The 19169-nt window shown below is 40.3% G+C and carries 18 protein-coding genes; 10 read left to right on the forward strand and 8 right to left on the reverse strand.

Features of this window, described 5'->3' with window-relative positions:
* Positions 1–36: 36 nt before the first annotated feature.
* From cysD to EAH57_RS00685, 3 genes are all read right to left on the reverse strand, one after another.
* Complete coding sequence (cysD, locus tag EAH57_RS00675) at positions 37–945, reverse strand: sulfate adenylyltransferase subunit CysD (protein ID WP_121928410.1); 909 nt, start codon at positions 943–945, stop codon at positions 37–39.
* Complete coding sequence (locus EAH57_RS00680; protein WP_004668798.1) at positions 938–1036, reverse strand: hypothetical protein; 99 nt, start codon at positions 1034–1036, stop codon at positions 938–940. The genes cysD and EAH57_RS00680 overlap by 8 nt, the downstream gene beginning before the upstream one ends.
* A 229-nt stretch (positions 1037–1265) precedes the next feature.
* The gene (locus EAH57_RS00685; RefSeq protein ID WP_121928411.1) at positions 1266–2714 is read right to left on the reverse strand and encodes a capsule assembly Wzi family protein; all 1449 of its coding nucleotides are present in this window, start codon (positions 2712–2714) and stop codon (positions 1266–1268) included.
* Positions 2715–2881: 167 nt separating this feature from the next.
* Between EAH57_RS00685 and EAH57_RS00690 the strand changes: the two genes are divergently transcribed.
* The gene (locus tag EAH57_RS00690) at positions 2882–3379 is read left to right on the forward strand and encodes a DUF2059 domain-containing protein (protein ID WP_121928412.1); all 498 of its coding nucleotides are present in this window, start codon (positions 2882–2884) and stop codon (positions 3377–3379) included.
* A gap of 65 nt (positions 3380–3444) precedes the next feature.
* Here EAH57_RS00690 and lysS read toward each other — a convergent pair whose 3' ends face one another.
* Positions 3445–4971 (reverse strand): lysine--tRNA ligase, encoded by a 1527-nt coding sequence (gene lysS / locus EAH57_RS00695; protein WP_121928413.1) that lies wholly within the window; start codon positions 4969–4971, stop codon positions 3445–3447.
* A gap of 162 nt (positions 4972–5133) precedes the next feature.
* Entirely contained in the window at positions 5134–5571 is a 438-nt protein-coding gene (locus EAH57_RS00700) for an SRPBCC family protein (protein WP_121928414.1), read from the reverse strand.
* Positions 5572–5918: 347 nt separating this feature from the next.
* Between EAH57_RS00700 and rubA the strand changes: the two genes are divergently transcribed.
* The 4 genes from rubA to oxyR all read left to right on the forward strand — a co-directional run bounded on the left by rubA (position 5919) and on the right by oxyR (position 9282).
* Complete coding sequence (rubA, locus tag EAH57_RS00705; protein ID WP_004663059.1) at positions 5919–6083, forward strand: rubredoxin RubA; 165 nt, start codon at positions 5919–5921, stop codon at positions 6081–6083.
* Between the two features lie 77 nt (positions 6084–6160).
* Entirely contained in the window at positions 6161–7342 is a 1182-nt protein-coding gene (rubB, locus tag EAH57_RS00710; RefSeq protein ID WP_121928415.1) for a rubredoxin reductase RubB, read from the forward strand.
* Between the two features lie 83 nt (positions 7343–7425).
* On the forward strand, positions 7426–8370 hold the full coding sequence (locus EAH57_RS00715) for an alpha/beta fold hydrolase (protein WP_004668810.1): 945 nt from the start codon (positions 7426–7428) through the stop codon (positions 8368–8370).
* Positions 8371–8376: 6 nt separating this feature from the next.
* A complete protein-coding gene (gene oxyR / locus EAH57_RS00720; protein WP_004668812.1) occupies positions 8377–9282 on the forward strand; it encodes a LysR family transcriptional regulator OxyR in 906 nt (301 codons plus the stop codon).
* Between the two features lie 443 nt (positions 9283–9725).
* On the opposite strand, the gene dusB is transcribed toward oxyR, so the two are convergent.
* The gene (gene dusB / locus EAH57_RS00725) at positions 9726–10751 is read right to left on the reverse strand and encodes a tRNA dihydrouridine synthase DusB (RefSeq protein ID WP_121928416.1); all 1026 of its coding nucleotides are present in this window, start codon (positions 10749–10751) and stop codon (positions 9726–9728) included.
* Positions 10752–10833: 82 nt separating this feature from the next.
* On the opposite strand from dusB, the gene EAH57_RS00730 reads away from it, so the two are divergent.
* The 5 genes from EAH57_RS00730 (at position 10834) to EAH57_RS00750 (ending at position 16641) form a co-directional block, all read left to right on the forward strand.
* Positions 10834–12039 carry a DUF1615 family protein gene (locus EAH57_RS00730; protein WP_121928417.1) on the forward strand — a complete coding sequence of 402 codons (1206 nt, stop codon included), beginning with the start codon at positions 10834–10836 and terminating at the stop codon, positions 12037–12039.
* Positions 12006–12698 (forward strand): HAD-IB family hydrolase, encoded by a 693-nt coding sequence (locus EAH57_RS00735; protein ID WP_121928418.1) that lies wholly within the window; start codon positions 12006–12008, stop codon positions 12696–12698. The genes EAH57_RS00730 and EAH57_RS00735 overlap by 34 nt, the downstream gene beginning before the upstream one ends.
* 51 nt (positions 12699–12749) lie before the next feature.
* Positions 12750–13871 carry an ABC transporter ATP-binding protein gene (locus tag EAH57_RS00740; RefSeq protein ID WP_121928419.1) on the forward strand — a complete coding sequence of 374 codons (1122 nt, stop codon included), beginning with the start codon at positions 12750–12752 and terminating at the stop codon, positions 13869–13871.
* 25 nt (positions 13872–13896) lie between these two features.
* Entirely contained in the window at positions 13897–14913 is a 1017-nt protein-coding gene (locus EAH57_RS00745) for an extracellular solute-binding protein (RefSeq protein ID WP_121928420.1), read from the forward strand.
* A gap of 90 nt (positions 14914–15003) precedes the next feature.
* Entirely contained in the window at positions 15004–16641 is a 1638-nt protein-coding gene (locus EAH57_RS00750) for an ABC transporter permease (RefSeq protein WP_171407339.1), read from the forward strand.
* A gap of 74 nt (positions 16642–16715) precedes the next feature.
* Here EAH57_RS00750 and proB read toward each other — a convergent pair whose 3' ends face one another.
* A complete protein-coding gene (gene proB / locus EAH57_RS00755) occupies positions 16716–17849 on the reverse strand; it encodes a glutamate 5-kinase (RefSeq protein WP_004668826.1) in 1134 nt (377 codons plus the stop codon).
* A gap of 68 nt (positions 17850–17917) precedes the next feature.
* Positions 17918–19138, reverse strand: a complete 1221-nt coding sequence (gene cgtA / locus EAH57_RS00760; RefSeq protein WP_004668828.1) for an Obg family GTPase CgtA — start codon at positions 19136–19138, stop codon at positions 17918–17920.
* Between the last annotated feature and the right edge of the window lie 31 nt (positions 19139–19169).

Raw genomic sequence — 19169 nt, forward strand, 5'->3', positions numbered from 1 at the left:
AATCCCTCTTTAAAAAGAGGGACTTGCTTAAGGAAATTAGAAATAACCTTCCTGCTTTTTCTTTTCCATCGAGCCCGCTTCATCATGGTCAATCATACGACCTTGACGCTCTGAACTGGTTGCTAAAAGCATTTCTTGGATAATTTCAGGCAAGTTATCCGCTTCAGACTCAACTGCACCTGTCAGTGGGTAACAACCAAGTGTACGGAAACGTACCGATTTCATTTGTGGAACTTCACCTTCTTTTAAACGCATACGCTCATCATCCACCATGATCAACGTACCACTGCGTTCAACTACTGGGCGAACAGCAGAGAAATAAAGCGGAACCAATTGGATATTTTCCAAGTAGATGTATTGCCAAATATCTAACTCAGTCCAGTTCGACAATGGGAAAACACGGATGCTTTCACCTTTGTTGACTTTACCGTTATAGAGATTCCAAAGTTCTGGACGTTGGTTTTTAGGGTCCCAACGATGTTTAGTATCACGGAACGAATAAACACGTTCTTTAGCGCGTGATTTTTCTTCATCACGGCGTGCGCCACCAAAAGCTGCATCAAACTGGTATTTGTCTAAGGCTTGTTTTAAGCCTTGAGTTTTCATGATGTCAGTATATTTCGAGCTACCATGATCAAATGGATTGATACCTGCATCACGACCTTCTTTGTTTTGATGCACTATCAAATCAAAGCCATGTGTTTTTGCCATGTTGTCACGAAATGCGATCATGTCTTTAAATTTCCAACCCGTATCTACATGCAGAAGTGGGAATGGAAGTTTTGCTGGGTAAAATGCTTTTAATGCAAGATGCAACATCACCGCTGAGTCTTTACCAATCGAGTAAAGCATGACAGGATTTTCAAATTCGGCAGCAACTTCACGAATAATGTGAATACTTTCAGCCTCAAGTTGTTTGAGGTGCGTTAATCTATTTTCAGTCATGTACACTTACCTCCTTATCCATGTTACCCATAAAATCTATAAGTGGTATTAAACCACCACTTGGAAGACCGTGTGGAGGAACGAGTGCCATAACAACTCCAATTTTTCGTGATATCAATATGCTTACTAGTGGCTTATTCACCAGCCAGTAAAGTTTATTCATTATAATAATTTAGATTGACTTCTTTAGCTTGTTTTTTCATATCAATATGCAAAATTGTGATATGCATGAATAAAAAAACAATCATGATCATCTCAAATTCACATGAATATCTCGAAAAAAAGAAGCCTTATAGGCTTCTTTTTTAGACAAATAACGCTTAAAAACGGAACATATTTCGCTCTAATGGAATTTCCACACCGACTGAAACACCACCATCATTTCCATTCACATCAGAATCACTAATCCAACCATTAATTTTTAATGGAATCGTTGGTTTCACATAATGTGTCCAAGTCAAATCTAAGCCTTTAAGTTTATCAGCTTTAGGAAATGCTGCATTGTTATCCTCAACTCGCTGAGTCTGACTAACTTTTGCATACATTACGCGACCACTTAAACGATTCATGGTATCAAAGCGAATATCACCGCCTACAGAATACATTTGCCCATCACCACCCATCGCATGACCAAGTGGAAAACCGTGTTGATAGTAACCATCTTTATAAATATGATGACTATAAGAGATACCTTTTGCACTACCATTGGTACGTGTATCTGCCCACTCAGCATAAAGTTGGTAAGGCATGTTGTTATAACTTGATGAGAAATCCGTACCAGCTAGATACATTTTTTTCGCTGGTAGACCACCCGCTTCATCTTCACCCACATATTGTCCATAGACACCCACTGGGGTATCTAATAAGGACTGTAAGTTTAAACGAAAATCAAATCCTGCAATTTGATTCGACTTATCATCGTCAGCAGAATCGAAATTATCATTCCCTTTAATTGCATTCCATAAAGAATCAAAACTTTCTGAGCGACCATCACCGCCCCACTGCAACATACGTGAAGCACCCAACTCCAAATATGGCAAAGGTTGAGCCGTTACGCGTAGACCGATTAATTTAGCATCTGGAACCGCTTCATAATCATCGAGCTGTCCAGCAAAAGCTTGATATTGCCAAGGACCTATCCAAGACAACCATTTTGTTTCGAAAGCATTTTGTACCGCGCGTTGTGCAGTTACCCCATAAACTGGACGACTGGCATCACCACGAATCAAACTACCATCATGACCTGGTCCCCAATACGTCGGAATTTGACCTGCGATGACCCATTGATTCCAAAGCTTTCCAGCAATATAAGAGCCTTCAACATTGACATCATGTCCATTATCAATCAACGGGTCTTTCTCACCATTGACTCTGATTTTTGCATCCCAATTTTCACCGCCAGCATTAAACTCTAAAGCTGCTTGGTATTGAGATTTTTGGCTATCACCAAAGGCTTGTGGCACAGTTTTAAGATCAGTTCCCGCATGTAAACCTACTTTAGCAGTTGCATTGTCAACAGCTAATGCATGAACAACTGAGTCCACAACTTTCTGTTGTGCTTTATTGTTCACTTGAGCCTGTGATAATGCACGTTTAATCTCATCACCGCTCATTGGCCATGTTGAGGTGCTGATTTGAATAACGCCTTGTTGATTCAACCAATTCAAGTCGGTGCGTAAATTTTCATCATTCAACACAATACCTTGTGCAAATGATGCAGAAGAAAGAGAAGCAAATAATGCGACATAAAGCGATTTTTTTAAAAACATATCTAAGCTGTTCTCAAATTTATTTATGAGCACATCATCTGTTTTTTATAGATTCTTTTCAATCACCAAACCAAACAATTACATTTCTTAACATGCGATAAAAAATTGACAGCTCAGGATATCACTGAGTACCCTTTGTTTTTCTTTAATACTATTGAAATCAGATAATGAAAAAACTTATTCCAACGCTTATCCTTGGCGCAACGATTTGTATGCCAGCTTTTGCTCAACAAGCATCAAAAGAGTCGGTAAAAGAGTTATTGAAAATCACCAAATCAGAACAATTAATTGATCAATCCAACGAATACATCTCCAAATTTACAGCCTCAAGCATTGAACAAATAACTCATGGTCAAGAAGTCAATGCTAAACAAAAGAAAGCCATTGAAAATTATAGTCAAAATATTGCAAACATCGTAAAACAGGATTTTACTTGGGCAAAATTAGAACCCGAAATGATTAAAATTTATGTTGAAGAGTTTACTCAAGAAGAAATCAACGGCATGCTTGAGTTTTATAAGACGCCTGTTGGCCAATCTACGATTGATAAGTTGCCGATCGTCATGCAAAAAAGTATGCAAGTTGGATACCAGCAAATGAATGAATTAATGCCGAAAATCATGCAAGCAAGTGAAAAACTAGAAAAAGAGATGCAGGAAAAATAATCAATAAAAGCACACATAAAAAAATAGCCACAAATCAGATGTGGCTATTTTTATTTGACTTAAAATTAATCTTTACGGCGCATATGCGGGAACAATAGAACGTCACGAATACTCGCTGCATTTGCAAACAACATCACTAAACGATCGATACCAATCCCTTGACCTGCAGTCGGTGGCAAGCCATATTCTAACGCTTCAATGAAGTCTGCATCGTAATGCATCGCTTCATCATCACCAGCATCTTTCTCTGCAACTTGTGCTTGGAAACGTTCAGCTTGATCGATCGGATCATTTAACTCTGAGAAACCATTGGCCAATTCACGACCACCAATAAAGAACTCAAAACGATCTGTGATATGCGGATTATCATCATTACGGCGAGCAAGCGGTGAAGTTTCAGCAGGATATTCAGTGATGAATGTCGGCTGACGGAGTTTAGTCTCTACTGTTTCTTCAAACACGATGGTTTGTAATTTACCTAAACCGAAACCAGGTTTAACCTGCTCTTTTAAAACGTCTTTGGTGAATTTTGCCAAGAATTCACGATCATTGACATTTTCAGGTGTGAAATCTGGATTATGCTCAAGAATCGCATCAAACATCGAGATTTTCTTGAATGGACCTTTGAAGCTATACACTTCTTCACCATAAGGCACATCAGTAGAACCCAAAATATCAACAGCCAACTTTTCAAGCATGTTTTCAGTCAGTGTCATCAAGTCTTTATAATCCGCATAAGCTTGATAGAACTCAATCATGGTGAATTCTGGATTGTGGCGGGTTGAAACACCTTCGTTACGGAAGTTACGGTTAATTTCAAACACACGCTCAAAGCCACCAACAACCAGACGCTTTAAATATAACTCTGGCGCAACACGCAGATAGAGCTCCATATCTAAAGCATTATGATGCGTAACAAACGGCTTCGCAGATGCGCCACCTGGAATTACATGCATCATTGGCGTTTCTACTTCCATGAAACGTTCATTGATTAGATAGTTACGCATACCCGCGATCACTTGAGCACGAATCTCAAAAGTTCTGCGCGTTTCTTCATTTACGATCAAGTCTAAGTAACGCTTACGATATTTTGCTTCGGTGTCAGTTAAGCCGTGGAATTTGTCTGGAAGTGGACGCAAAGATTTAGTTAATAACTCAAAACCTTCAAGGTGGACATATAAGTCACCTTTACCCGAACGACCAATATAACCTTCTGCTGCAATAATATCGCCCAAGTCTAAGCTTTTAATCGTTTCTAAAACGTCTGCTGCTAAGCCTTTACGGTCAACATATAACTGGATACGACCTGTCATATCCTGAATCACAATAAATGATCCACGATTGAGCATGACACGACCCGCGAGTTTTACATAAACTTTTTCAGCACCTTCGATTTGTGCCTTATCTTGATCTTTGAATTGTTCTTGCAAATCAGCCGTATAATGCTCACGTTTGAAGGTATTCGGCCAAGGGCTTTTGCCTGTCTGTTTTGCAGTCTCTTGGATTTGCTTTAATTTGGCATGACGCTGTGCGATTAAATCGTTTTCGGAAAGTATTTGTTCAGAAGTCGATTGAGCGTTTTGTTGCGTCATTTCTGCCTCGATTTAAGTAAAAAAATAAAGGCGAATAGAATAGCAGATCACAACCCATTTTCGTATCATTTCAGCTTTATAATCTCGAAAAAAGCGAATCTTTATCGATTTTCAGCCTTTTCGATCGGGTGATTACAATATAAATATCCAATAAAATTTAACTTATTTTTCAGCTAAGTATTTCACCATTGCCAACCCTTGATCAAAGCCTTTATTCATCATTTCTGTATATTCTGGCTGAATATCCACTTCTACATGAAGCTGAGTACCCTCCTCGACATCAGTCAACAGATACTTTTCTAATGCACCAGCCCACGACTTTACGTCATCACTCTCTAAGTCTTCTTTCCCATCCATAATCATACCGAGATGTTTAAAGACAACTGTATTCGGCTCATCTAAATGTTCAATGGTAGATACCATGCCATTTCTATCACCATCTAAAAAATAGGTTTTTCCACCTACTTTCCAGTCTGTTTGCATCGTTGAACTACACGAAAAAAACTTTGTCCATGTTTGATAAGTTTCGGTTGCCCATAACGCATCCCAAACTTTCTGTTTAGGTGCATTTATTTTTATCGTATAAGATAAGGTTTCCATGTATTTTTGCTCCATCTTGGTGGTGATAATTATGATATCCCAACTCCAAGTGTTCATTTTTCAATCAAACCATATTTATACATTTACACCTTTTTAAATTACATCGTCATATTTACGACCATAAAGATTAGAGTAATTGCACAAATAACAAGACTTTCAGCTAGAATTGCCATATTACTTTTCTCATAAATGATTAAACTCTTACATTTACTTTACTTAAAAGTCGTTCTGCGTAAAAATCTAACTCCCAATCAACACAAGTTTGTTGTATTGCAGCGATCGTAGCGACATTATGGAATAGTTTACTGAAAGGCAATTTGAGCATACCTATCAGTTTGGAGAGTCACATGAAAAAATATCAATGTATCGTTTGTGGGTGGATTTACGACGAAGCAGATGGTTGGCCACAAGACGGCATTGCAGCAGGGACTAAATGGGAAGATATTCCAGATGATTGGACTTGCCCAGATTGCGGCGTTTCAAAAGCTGATTTTGAAATGATTGAAATCTAAGATTGTCAAAAAGGCCATGATCACATGGTCTTTTTTTCTATAATTTATTTTTAAATGAAAAAATGTTGGAGAATATAATGCATCCTATCATCATCATCGGATCAGGTATGGCGGGTTATACCGTTGCTCGTGAGTTTCGCAAACTGAGCCCAGAACAAGAACTCGTTATGATCTGTGCAGATGATGCGGTAAATTATGCAAAACCAACATTATCCAATGCTTTTGCGGGAAAAAAAGCGCCAGAGCAAATCGCTTTGGGTGATGCCGCAAAAATGGCAACCCAACTGAATATGCGTATTGAATCAGAAACGCTAGTCAAAGAAATCAATGCTGAAAACCATGAAATCATTTTAGAAAAAAATGGTGAAAGTATTACTCAGCCGTATTCAAAACTTGTACTTGCGGTCGGTGCAAATCCAATCCGTTTAGCCATTTCTGGTGACGGTAGTGATGATATTCATGTTGTAAACTCACTCATCGACTATCGCATATTTCGTGAAAACTTAGCGAAACGTAAAGACAAACGTGTGGTTATTCTTGGTGCTGGATTAATTGGTTGTGAGTTTGCGAATGACTTATTGCATAGCGACTATGACATTACTGTGATTGATCTTGCGCCACAACCGCTTGGTCGTTTGTTACCAAATCATGTCGCTGATGCGTTTAAAACCAACTTAGAACAAGCAGGCATTAAGTTCGCCCTATCGACCACTGTAGAAAAAGTAACTAAAATTAATAATGGTGAAGACTACGAAGTTACTCTCGCCAACGGTAAAACCTTAATCGCTGATATTGTCCTTTCTGCGATCGGTCTTCAGCCCAACACAGCTTTAGCCAAATCAGCAAATATCCAAACCAGTCGCGGTATTATTACCAATACATTATTAGAAACCAGCCAAGCTGATATCTATGCTGTTGGTGACTGTGCAGAAGTAAATGGGACATTGCTTCCATTTGTGATGCCAATCATGCAACAAGCGCGTGCTTTGGCTAAAACACTGAGTGGTCAAAACACAACTGTGCATTATCCTGCGATGCCCGTTGCAGTTAAAACGCCTGCTGCCCCACTGACTGTTTTACCTGCACCTATCGATGTAGAAGTAAATTGGGAAACAGAAGAGTTTGATGATGGTATGCTTGCAAAAGCAAATGATGCCCAAGGTACATTAAGAGGTTTTGTTCTTCTCGGTGCAACAGCAAGTAAACAACGTTTAACCTTAACCAAACTTGTTCCAGATTTAATTCCTGCACAAGTTTAAAATCTAACCACAATGAGTTTGTTGTGAAATAAAGACCAACAAACTCACAATTGATAAAAAGAATTCAACTCGGAACGAATCCCATGAACAGTGCCTTTCAATTCAATGCGTCGCCTTATACTTCATTTATGCAAGAAACCAAAGTAACTTTGGGCAATGGAATTGAGTTACATGTTGAAATTGGAGGCAATCCTGAACACCCGACGATTTTACTAATCATGGGATTGGGTGCTCAGATGCTGTTTTGGCCTGATTTCTTCTGCAAATCACTGATCGACCAAGGTTTTCGGGTTATTCGTTTTGACAATCGTGATATCGGTTTATCTTCAAAAATTCGTAATAAAAAACAACGCCTCAACACCATGAAATTGATGAGTCGCTTTATGTTGGGCTTAGGCAATGAAGGTGCACCTTATACGCTGTATGATATGGCTGATGATGTGGCGATGTTGATTGACCAATTAGGTCTCGGGAAAACCTATATTTTAGGTGCATCAATGGGTGGCATGATTTCCCAAATCGTTGCAGCAAAATATCCAGAGAAAGTCGAAAAGGTTGGTTTATTATTTACCAGTAACAATCAGCCCTTTCTAAAATTACCGCATCCAAAGCAACTTTTTAGTTTACTCGGCAGACCTGAAGCGCATGACGAAGAAGCAATTGTTAATCACAGTTTAAAAGTATTTCAAATTATTGGCTCGCCAGGTTATGTGAACCAACTCGAAACAATTCAAACCATTCGTAAATTATATCGCCGTAGTTTTTACCCGGCGGGTGTACTTCAACAATTTTTAGCAATATTATGTACGGGTTCTTTGTTACCTTTAAACAAGAATATTACTCAACCAACCTTGGTTGTACATGGTTCAAAAGATCGTTTGTTACCACCAAGTCATGGGAAAGCAGTTGCAAAAGCAATTTCTGGTGCTAAGTTTGAATTAATTCAAGGAATGGGGCATGATATTCCAGCACATTTCATTCCTCAACTTAGCGGTTTGTTTGTTCATCATTTTAGATCATCACACTAGGACACTATGGCTGCATTACCCTCATTAAGACAGCTATCATATTTAGTTACGTTGTCAGAAACATTACATTTTACTGAAGCAGCTCGCCGTTCATTTGTTACCCAGTCCACATTGTCTGGGGGGATTATGGAGTTAGAGCGTCTGTTAGGTGGCGTCTTAGTTGAACGTGATCGTCAAAACGTTCGCTTAACTCCTTTAGGCGAACAAGTTGTAGCACGCGCACGTGTGTTATTGGCTGACGCACAGGACTTAATGCGCTTAAGTCGAGAAATGAGTGAACCGCTAACCGGTGATTTGCATCTGGGTATCATTCCAACCATTGCGCCGTTTATTTTGACTCAGTTGCTTGATGAAGTTCATCAACACTTACCCAAAATCCAACTGCATCTCCATGAAGCACAAAGTGAAAAAATTGTAGAAAAGCTCGAACATGGCAATCTTGACATGATTGTGCTGGCACTACCTTTTGATACACGTGGTCTAAAAGTCTCTGAAATTGCGAAAGAGCATTTGTCACTTGTTTACAACAAAAACGATAGTAATGCGATTCATGCAAACAGTTTAGATGATCTTGATCTGACCCGTTTAATGTTACTCGAAGAAGGTCATTGTTTACGTGATCATGCTTTAAGTGCCTGCCCTGTCGGTGAGCGTAAAAATGATCACCGCTTAAAAGCAAGTTCCTTACCGACCTTAGTCGAGATGGTATCTTCTGATCTTGGCTTTACGCTACTACCTGAAATTGCAATCAAAAATAGTATGCTGAGTGGCAATGATGCGATTGCGATTAAATCAATTCAGGATGCACCAAGCCGCACACTGGCATTGATTACCCGTAAAAGCACCCCACTACAAAGTGAGTTTGATGTGATCTTAGATATCCTTAAAAAAATCACGTCACATTTAGAGTAAAATTAAATGAAATAAATCGTGAGTCAGGTAAGATTTTTCGGCCCAACAGAAAACCTTACCACTCACGTTTTTTTAAATTATGTGGATAAGGCTCAAAAATAAGCGATACTCCAAATCGTTAAACATAATAATATTGGCACAAGCCAAAACATAATTTTTACTCTTTTTACTTCATATTGATGATTATTTCTGCCCTTAAAAATCACTTCGTTTAATACAGGATTAAGTTGGTTAATTCGAACAAAAAAGTTCCAAACATCCGAAACAAGTTTGTTTTTTATACAGTACAGATACCATGAATAGATATAAAATATAAAAGCCAAAATAAATGACACCACACAGAACCAACGCATAAAAAACAAGATTTCGATCATATTAGAAAACCAAAATTTTAATAATGATCAATTTATTAAGAAGCCTGTAGTCAATCAAATTTACTTAGGCTATTTTATTTCTAACAAATTAACCTGCTCAATCTGCACATCACTCATACGCTGACCTTGATCAAGCAATTGATCAAAGTAAGACTCCACCACTTTTGCTTGATCGGCCGTACTTTCAACCTTGTACATATTTTGACGAAACTCGTTACTTGAACGTAAACCTTTGGTGTACCAAGCAATATGTTTACGCGCAATACGACAACCAGAATACTCACCATAAAATTGATATAGCTCAGCCAAATGTCCCAATAAAACCATTTTGACTTCAGCAATATCTGGTGCGGCTAGATGTTCGCCTGTTTGCAGATAATGACCAATTTCTCTAAATATCCAAGGTCGTCCCTGCGCAGCACGCCCAATCATAATGGCATCCGCACCCGTATAATCAAGGACGTATTTGGCTTTTTCTGGACTATCAATATCACCATTGGCGATCACAGGAATACTCAGAATTTCTTTTACTCGTTTGATCAGTTCATAACGTGCGTTATTCAAATACATATCTTCGCGCGTACGTCCATGCAAAGCTAAAGCAGTGATCCCAGCTTGTTCTGCACGTTTAGCAACACGTAAAATATTTTCTTCGCCATTTAAAAAGCCAAGTCGAGTTTTTAAAGTCACAGGAACATCAACTGCGGCGACTACGGTATCCAAAATACGAGCAACTAGGTCTTCATCTTGCAGCAACGCTGAGCCTGCGAGTTTGTTGCAGACTTTTTTTGCTGGACATCCCATATTGATATCAACAATTTGCGCACCATTGGCAACCTGATAACGCGCTGCTTCAGCGAGCTGCTCTGGATCAGAACCCGCAATCTGTGCAGAAATCGGGGCAAGCTCACCATCAAAATTTGCTCGATATAAGCTTTTTTTGGTCATACGTAAGGTTTTATCGGCCGTCATCATTTCACTAACAGCGTGCCCTGCACCAAAGTATTTGCACAGCGTTCTAAACGGTCGGTCAGTTACACCCGCCATCGGAGCAACAATCAGATTATTTGACAGTTGATAGGAACCAATATACATATATTTTCTTACAATTTTTGATCAACATAGTATACTTCATTCGCCCATTCAGCTCATCTTTTTATGCGGTGTTGTCTTGATTATGAACAAAACGTCTCCGACTCATCCTTTATTAAAAGCGATGAGCATCCTTGCAGCATGTGTTGGTTTAACCGCTTGTGATAAAGCATGGTGGTCAAATAGTAAAGAACCTGAAATGCAAGCTGAGCACATTAAAAAAGTCATTCCATCACGTGTGAAGGACCGTCAATCGTGGGCGCAAGATATTCATGCCATTATGCAGGAATTAAGTATTCCTCAAACCAAACAAAATGTTTGTAGTATTGTCGCTGTGGTAGATCAAGAGTCAAATTTTATCGCAGATCCACAAGTGGCTGGCTTAGGTGAAAAAGCAGTCCAAGAAATTAACACGCGTTTAAAAGAAAAATTTGAAGCCAAATTAGGTGAAAATATAGGTGGCACAATTGCAGGTTACTTTGAAGAGGTTTTAAAAACCCAACCCTCACCTGAAGATAACTATATGCGTCAAATGCGACGCGTTAAAACTGAACGAGAACTTGATTTACTTTATCGCGAAATTTTTGCTTATATGGCAAAGCACTATCATATCAGTGCCTTAACAGGTGCAGCCAAGTTGGTGGGTCAGGACATCAGTGAAAAGATGAATCCAATTACGACACTTGGTTCGATGCAAGTCCATATTAATTATGCCAAAGAACATAAACGTATCGGGATGAGTACAGCCGAACTACGCGATGATCTATACACACAATATGGTGGTCTATATTATGGCATCCATCGTTTAATGGTTTATCCCGCCGATTATGATAAAGCAATTTATCGTTTCGCTGATTATAACTCAGGCATGTATTCTAGCCGCAATGCTTCATTCCAAAGCATGTTGGATGCATTAACCGACATCGAAATCGGTTTGGATGGCGATCTGCTTATTTATAATAAAGAAGGCAATATCCGCACCACACAAAGTCAAACTGAAAAAGCCTTGATTTCGGTTTTTGCTGCAAATAATGTTTTGGTTACGCCGCGTCAAGTACGTAGCGATCTAAAAAAAGAAAAATCGAAAAAATTAGAAAATACCCAAACTTATCTTGCGCTACAAAATTTATATCAAAGCAAAACAGGGAAAGACGCAAAATATGCGATCATGCCCCAAGTTGTGATTTCAGGTCCTAAGCTGAGTCGTGATTATAATACTAATTGGTTTGCGAGCCGTGTAAATGGACGATATGAGACATGCATGCAAAGAGCAAAACAGATAAAACTTTAAATCTTGCGTTATTTGATTTTGATGGAACACTTTATCCGAAAGATAGTTTTACTGGATTTATTTTCTTCACCTTTCCTAAGCACCATATCGCAACCCGAGGCTTGAAAATCTTGCCTTGGATTATGGCTTATTATTTAGGCTTATACCCTGCTCATGCAATGCGTTCTCGCTTATTTCAAAGCATGTTTAAAGGAATTGCAGCAGACTTACCTCAGCGATTAGCACCAAGCTATGCACAAAAAATCATTAAAGAATTAGACCCAGACCTACTTCAACAGCTTTATTTACACCAGCAACGTGGTGATCATGTGGTGCTTGTCTCAGCCTCAGTTGACTTATATTTGGCACCAGTTTGCGAACTTCTAAATATTGAACTGATTTGTACACAAACAGAAATTAACAATGGCATTTTATCGGGTAACTACAACTCTCAAGATTGTAGCTGCGAACAAAAGAAACTCAGAGTATTGGAAAAGTATAATCTGGACTATTACCAACAAGTCTATGCTTATGGTAATAGCCATGAAGACCTTGAAATGTTCAGTCTCACAGATCAACACTTTATGGTTGGTCTTAACGATACGCTACCTGAGTTAATCGATTTACATCCGATTGAAGTGATGCAACGGCAAAAGAAATTAGAAAAAGACTCTACATGAGAAGAATTATTAGTTATCATTTGTTCAAATAAATCGTCTTGTGAATTGACCATGAATGCTCATACTGCACCTCAGGCCAATGTCTTAACTATCCAGCAATTGAGCAAACAATATGGCTCACGATTTGCTGTAAATCAGGCGACGTGGTCTGCGACCAGTGGGCAAATCGTCTGTTTACTTGGACATTCAGGTTGTGGCAAAACCACAATGCTGCGTTTGATTGCAGGTTTAGAAACCCCAAGTAGCGGTTCAATTCAACTCGAACAAAATACTTTATGGGATGCCCAACAGCAGGTTGCCGCCGAAGACCGCAATATTGGCTTAGTGTTTCAAGACTATGCACTTTTCCCACACTTGAGTGTGTTGGAAAATGTCATGTTTGGATTAAAAAAATTCCCAAAACCACAGCGACAAACGATAGCAGAACAAGCATTAAGACATGTTTCGATGCATCATCATCTACACAGTTATCCTTATACCTTATCTGGTGGTGAGCAACAGCGTGTGGCTTTAGCACGTGCCCTTGCACCAAAACCTCATGTCTTACTCATGGATGAACCTTTTTCTAATCTTGATCATCGTTTACGAGATCAAATCAGACAAAGCACTATCGAAATTTTAAAAAAAACAGCCACGACAACAATTATCGTGACTCATGATCCCGAAGAAGCGCTGCAAATTTCAGATCAGATTATTCTGATGCATCAAGGTAAGATCATTCAAATCGGCACCCCGAAACAACTTTATTTACAACCAAAAACCTTATTTGCTGCACGTTATTTTTCTGCTTTGAATGAAATACCAACGCAACGATCGGATCATCAAATTACCAGTATTTTTGGAACGATCGCTGTACCTCAGCACTTAAATACAACTCAGCAGCCGATTCAGTGTTGTTTCCGCCCTCATCAACTCAATGTGTTCCGTGCACCTACTGAGGGGGCTTTATCTGCCAAAGTGATTTCATCGAGCTTTATGGGTCATACTCAATTACTGCGTTTACAGCTTGATTTGCAAGATATTATATTGCTGGCTCACGTTGACCATCGACAAAATTTTGCTGAAACTGAACAGGTTTATCTTTCTGTAGATTTAACAACATGTTTTTTCTATGCATCGGATGACAGTTTCAACACAGATCACCTTAGTACCGAACAAACACTTCAAGTTTAAACCTTGTGATTAGGAATTAGAAAAAATGGAACAACTGTCTAAACGTCATATTGTTTTAACAGGACTCGTTGCACTTGCGAGTAGTTGGGTAAATGCTGCTCAAGTCAACCTGTATACCACAAGAGAACCTGTTTTGATTCAACCGCTCTTACAAGAATTTAGCGAGAAAACAGGTGTTAAGGTGAATACTGTTTTCATCAAAGATGGGTTGCTCGAACGTGTTAAAGCAGAAGGGCGTCGCTCTCCTGCTGATGTCATGCTTACGGTTGATTTTGGTAATTTAGTCGATATCGTTGAAAGTGGTCTAACCCAACGAGTCAACTCAAAAGTTCTCGATCGTGCTATTCCAGGGAACTTACGTGCTGCAAATGGACACTGGTATGCTTTATCTATGCGGGCACGTGCCGTATATGCCTCAAAAGATCGTACCCCGCTCACCGCAATCAACTATGAAGATTTAGCCGATCCAAAGTGGAAAGGTAAAATTTGTATTCGTTCAGGTAGCCATTCATATAACACCAGCTTAATTGCGGCCTACATCACTCACCATGGTGAAAAAGCCACTGAACAATGGCTGCGTGGCGTAAAGGCGAATTTGGCGCGTCCAGCAAGTGGTGGTGACCGTGATGTTGCACGAGACATCCTTGGCAAGATTTGTGATATCGGTGTAGCCAACACCTATTATGTCGGTACGATGCGCACGGGTGATGCCGAACAACAACGTTGGGGCAATGCCATTAATGTGGTATTACCACGTTTTAAAAATGGGGGTACGCATATCAACGTTTCAGGTGCAGTGGTCGCAAAACATGCACCTAACCGCAAAGAAGCGGTTCAACTTCTTGAGTTTTTAGCATCAGATCATGCCCAAGCAATTTATGCGCAAAGTGGTTTTGAATACCCAGTAAAAGCTGGCGTTAAAGTCGATCCAATTATTGCCAGCTTCGGCAAACTTGAAGTCGACAAAATTCGACTCAGTGATATTGCTCGTCATCGTAAAACAGCCAATCTTTTAGTCGATAAAGTTCAATTTAATCACTAAATCTTGTCCGACTGATAGGCGGCAACTGACTTGTCGCCTGTTTAGCTACCCAGTTGAACTTTCCTCCCTTTCCGTATACTCACACCCTCGATGATGAAAAAAAAATATACTTTTAATTTATTATTTTCACTCAGTGGGCTATTGACGCTGCTCGCTTGTTTACCTGTATTGGCGTTAATCGTGACGGCGCTACAAGGCAATAGTGATATTTGGGAACACCTGATTCGTTATGTCCTCCCACCGACACTAATCGATACTACGTTATTACTCTTTGGCGTAGGTATACTCACGATCTTGATCGGAACAGGGAGTGCATGGTTAGTTACTGCTTATCAATTTCGGGGGCGAGCCTTTTTAGACTGGGCGCTATTGTTGCCCCTCGCAGTACCCACTTATATTATTGCCTATAGCTATATTGATATCTTGCATCCCATTGGGCCGTTACAAAGTGTACTCGGTGGCTGGTTTGGCTGGGAAGCACAGCCTTGGTGGTTTCCCAATATTCGTTCAGTTTGGGGCTGTATTTTTTTATTAAGTTTTGTGTTGTATCCCTATGTCTATTTAAGTACACGTGCCATGTTTTTAATGCAATCAGCCAGTCTGGTTGAAGTTGCGCGTAGTCTAGGATTGAAACCAAACCAAGTTTTTTTACGTGTCGCCATTCCCCTTGCACGCCCCGCGATCGCAGTCGGTGCGAGTTTGGCCTTAATGGAAACCATTAATGATATCGGTGCGACTGAATTTTTAGGTGTAAAAACACTAACCCTATCGATCTATTCAACATGGACCAACCAATCGGATTTGGCCAGTGCCGCTCAAATTGCGATCTTCATGTTAATGATCATTACCTTATTGGTGGTCGTAGAACGACTGGGACGACGTAAACAGCGTTATATGAACTCAGCCCAACGCAGCCGACTAATGCCTGCTCAAGCTGTCACAGGAAGCAAAGCGTTGTTATTCTTCGGACTTGGTTTGATTCCGATTTGTATCGGCTTTCTGATTCCAATCAGTCATTTATTGGTTGAATCTTATAAGCGCCTTCAATATGCAGGTTTTTCAGATTATTTATTACAAGCATCAATCAATACGCTTAGCTTGGCAAGCCTTGCAACTTTGATCACGATTTTTATTGGTTTCTTGATCGTCAGTGCTGCTCGCTTTAGCCAAAACTCATGGTTCAGTCGTATCTCTAGCTTGGGTTATGCGATTCCAGGGACGGTGCTTGCGATTGGATTAATGTTATCTTTAGGAAAAATCGACCATGCGGTCGCGGACTTTCTTGAATTTAAACTTGGGATTAACACAGGTTTATTATTTTTAGGTACCACCTTCACCCTCATCTATGCCTACTGTGTTCGTTTCCTTGCGATCGCAATTGGTGGAATCGAATCTGGCTATAATCGTATTCATGGTGTCTTTGATGATGCCGCACAGAACTTAGGACAAAATAAGTTTGGTATCTTATGGCGAGTTCATCTGCCCCTGTTACGCCCAGCGATTATCTCAGCAGCATTATTGATCTTTGTTGACTGTATGAAAGAGTTACCTGCTACGTTATTGCTTAGACCACTCAATATGGAAACGCTCGCCACCCAACTCTATGCTGAAGCCTCAAGAGGCACTTATGAAGATGGTGCTATCGCTGCGCTATTGATTGTGTTGGTAGGACTGATTCCAGTGATTTTACTGGCACGTATGGGTAAAAATATTCAACAACATAAATAGTCCAAAAACTTTAGGCATAAAAAAAGACTTCTGATTGAGAAGTCTTTTTTTATGCTAGTAAAGCAATATCTGGATTAGTAAATCGCCATATGGTTACGATGGATCATTTCCAATGAACGTGCTTCACCTAAGAGTTGATGCACTTTATCAGAACTCAGCCCTTTAACCATATCTGCTGAACGAGAGCTGAAATTCACACGCCCAACCGCGATGCGCTGTCCTTTCTGATCAACACACTCAACCACGTCACCACGATCAAAATGCCCCTCAATCGCTTTTACACCAACGGGCAATAAACTGCGATGCTTGAGTTTGATTGCTTCAACCGCACCAGCATCAATCACTAAACGCCCTGCAGTTTGTAAATGTGCAGCTAACCACTTTTTGTTTGCAGTGACACGATCATTATCAGTGGTGAACAAAGTACCTAACATTTCACCAGCCATCAAACGCGCAAGTACATGTTCACTTTCACCACTGGCAATCAATGTTGGACAACCTGAACGTGCAGCCAAACGTGCAGCACGAACTTTGGTCACCATACCACCACGACCAAATACACCACCACCACCTGCCATTTCAAACAAACTGTCATCCAATGCACGCACAGCAGAAAAGAGCTTGGCATTTGGATTACTACGAGGATCCGAGTCAAACATACCTTGTTGATCAGTCAAAATAATCAACAACTCAGCCTGAACCTGACCCGCTACCATTGCAGCCAAAGTATCATTATCACCAAAACGAATTTCGTCTGTAGATACAGTGTCATTTTCATTTATCACGGGAATCACGCGCCAATCAATCAAGTTTTGCAGTGCATCACAAGAATTGAGATAGCGACGACGGTCTGCAAGATCATCATGCGTGAGTAAAACTTGTGCCGTTTTGATTCCATGCTGATCCAATACGTTTGACCATGTATGAATCAAGCCCATTTGACCAATGGCAGCACATGCTTGCAAACTAGGGAGATCAGTGGGTCGATTCGCAAATTTCATGCGTACCATCCCCTCTGCGACTGCACCTGACGACACGAGTATAATTTCATGTCCAGCATTGTGTAGATCTGCAATTTGTTTCGCCCAATGCGAAATTGCATTTAAATCTAAACCTTGCCCATTTGCAGTGAGTAAAGATGATCCGATTTTAACAACGATTCGTTTACACGTATTGAGCTGACGTTGCATATCGACCACTTCTATCATTTTTCCCTCAATTTTGTTTTCCCCCAAAATGCGACGAAAGCATCGCAAAAAGGGGAACTAAAAAAAGCCTAGTCACGAATGTAGACGCTTTCTACATCACTGTCGTCTTCATCGTCATCAAAGTCTTCATCATCGCTCTCTAGACCAGCTAAACGCTGTGCTCTGCGCATCTCACGATAAGCTTCTTTTGCTGCGATGGTTTGTTCACGTGTCTCAACTTCAAGCTGTTCACGGAAGGCCTTAACTTCTGCTGCATACTCAGGATCTTCAACTTCGCGTTCACGTTGTTGTTCGATTTGATCCATAAGGTAATAAACGACTTCTTTGGTCCCTTCAGCAAGTAAGCCAGATGTTTTGAACACAGGTCCTGTCCATTGCAATTCATCTAAGATGTGCTGACACCACTCTTCTCTTGAATCTTCTGCAATTTGATCAAGCTTGTTCAACACAAGTACAACTGGAAGTTTAGCCAAGGTTGGTGAGAACTTCACTAACTCAGCCGAAATCGCTTTGGCATTATACGCAGGATCAGAACCATCAATCGGTTCTACATCCACAATATGTAAGAGAATACGAGTACGCGCTAAGTGTTTAAGGAAGCGAATCCCTAAGCCAGCGCCTTCTGCCGCACCTTCGATCAATCCTGGAATATCAGCCATTACAAATGAGCGATGACGATCAGCATCGACCACACCTAAGTTAGGCACCATCGTGGTAAATGGATAATCTGCAACTTTTGGTTTTGCAGCACTGACCGCACGAATAAAGGTTGATTTACCTGCATTCGGCATACCCAGTAAGCCAACGTCCGCAAGTACTTTTAACTCTAAACGAACTTCGCGATATTCGCCTTTAATGCCTGTCGTACATTTACGTGGTGCACGGTTGGTTGATGATTTAAAGTGCGTATTACCTAGACCACCATCACCACCATGAGCAACTTTAACGCGCTGACCATCAGCCACTAAGTCACCAATAATGTCGCCAGATTCTGTATCAACAATCGTGGTACCGACTGGAACTTTTAATATAACGTCTTCACCGCCACGCCCTGAACAGTTTGCACCCGAACCATTTTTGCCACGTTCTGCACGATAGCGACGTGTATAACGGAAGTCTACAAGTGTGCTGGTATCATCATCGGCTTGGATATAAATACTTCCACCACGTCCCCCATCTCCACCATCTGGACCACCAAAAGGGACAAATTTTTCACGGCGAAAACTAGCTACGCCATTGCCACCGTCGCCAGCCTCTACGATTATGACTGCTTCATCAACAAAGCGCATGCGCCAATCCTCTAAATTCTATAAAACGGGA

It is taken from the genome of Acinetobacter sp. 2JN-4, from assembly GCF_003687745.1.
GTDB classification, from domain to species: domain Bacteria; phylum Pseudomonadota; class Gammaproteobacteria; order Pseudomonadales; family Moraxellaceae; genus Acinetobacter; species Acinetobacter halotolerans.

Excerpts from the sequence above, each read along its gene's own strand:
- cysD (WP_121928410.1), bottom strand. The coding sequence starts at position 945 with ATGACTGAAAATAGATTAACGCACCTCAAACAACTTGAGGCTGAAAGT.
- EAH57_RS00680 (WP_004668798.1), bottom strand. The coding sequence starts at position 1,036 with ATGGCACTCGTTCCTCCACACGGTCTTCCAAGTGGTGGTTTAATACCA.
- EAH57_RS00685 (WP_121928411.1), bottom strand. The coding sequence starts at position 2,714 with ATGTTTTTAAAAAAATCGCTTTATGTCGCATTATTTGCTTCTCTTTCT.
- EAH57_RS00690 (WP_121928412.1), top strand. The coding sequence starts at position 2,882 with ATGAAAAAACTTATTCCAACGCTTATCCTTGGCGCAACGATTTGTATG.
- lysS (WP_121928413.1), bottom strand. The coding sequence starts at position 4,971 with ATGACGCAACAAAACGCTCAATCGACTTCTGAACAAATACTTTCCGAA.
- EAH57_RS00700 (WP_121928414.1), bottom strand. The coding sequence starts at position 5,571 with ATGGAAACCTTATCTTATACGATAAAAATAAATGCACCTAAACAGAAA.
- rubA (WP_004663059.1), top strand. The coding sequence starts at position 5,919 with ATGAAAAAATATCAATGTATCGTTTGTGGGTGGATTTACGACGAAGCA.
- rubB (WP_121928415.1), top strand. The coding sequence starts at position 6,161 with ATGCATCCTATCATCATCATCGGATCAGGTATGGCGGGTTATACCGTT.
- EAH57_RS00715 (WP_004668810.1), top strand. The coding sequence starts at position 7,426 with ATGAACAGTGCCTTTCAATTCAATGCGTCGCCTTATACTTCATTTATG.
- oxyR (WP_004668812.1), top strand. The coding sequence starts at position 8,377 with ATGGCTGCATTACCCTCATTAAGACAGCTATCATATTTAGTTACGTTG.
- dusB (WP_121928416.1), bottom strand. The coding sequence starts at position 10,751 with ATGTATATTGGTTCCTATCAACTGTCAAATAATCTGATTGTTGCTCCG.
- EAH57_RS00730 (WP_121928417.1), top strand. The coding sequence starts at position 10,834 with ATGAACAAAACGTCTCCGACTCATCCTTTATTAAAAGCGATGAGCATC.
- EAH57_RS00735 (WP_121928418.1), top strand. The coding sequence starts at position 12,006 with ATGCATGCAAAGAGCAAAACAGATAAAACTTTAAATCTTGCGTTATTT.
- EAH57_RS00740 (WP_121928419.1), top strand. The coding sequence starts at position 12,750 with ATGAATGCTCATACTGCACCTCAGGCCAATGTCTTAACTATCCAGCAA.
- EAH57_RS00745 (WP_121928420.1), top strand. The coding sequence starts at position 13,897 with ATGGAACAACTGTCTAAACGTCATATTGTTTTAACAGGACTCGTTGCA.
- EAH57_RS00750 (WP_171407339.1), top strand. The coding sequence starts at position 15,004 with ATGATGAAAAAAAAATATACTTTTAATTTATTATTTTCACTCAGTGGG.
- proB (WP_004668826.1), bottom strand. The coding sequence starts at position 17,849 with ATGATAGAAGTGGTCGATATGCAACGTCAGCTCAATACGTGTAAACGA.
- cgtA (WP_004668828.1), bottom strand. The coding sequence starts at position 19,138 with ATGCGCTTTGTTGATGAAGCAGTCATAATCGTAGAGGCTGGCGACGGT.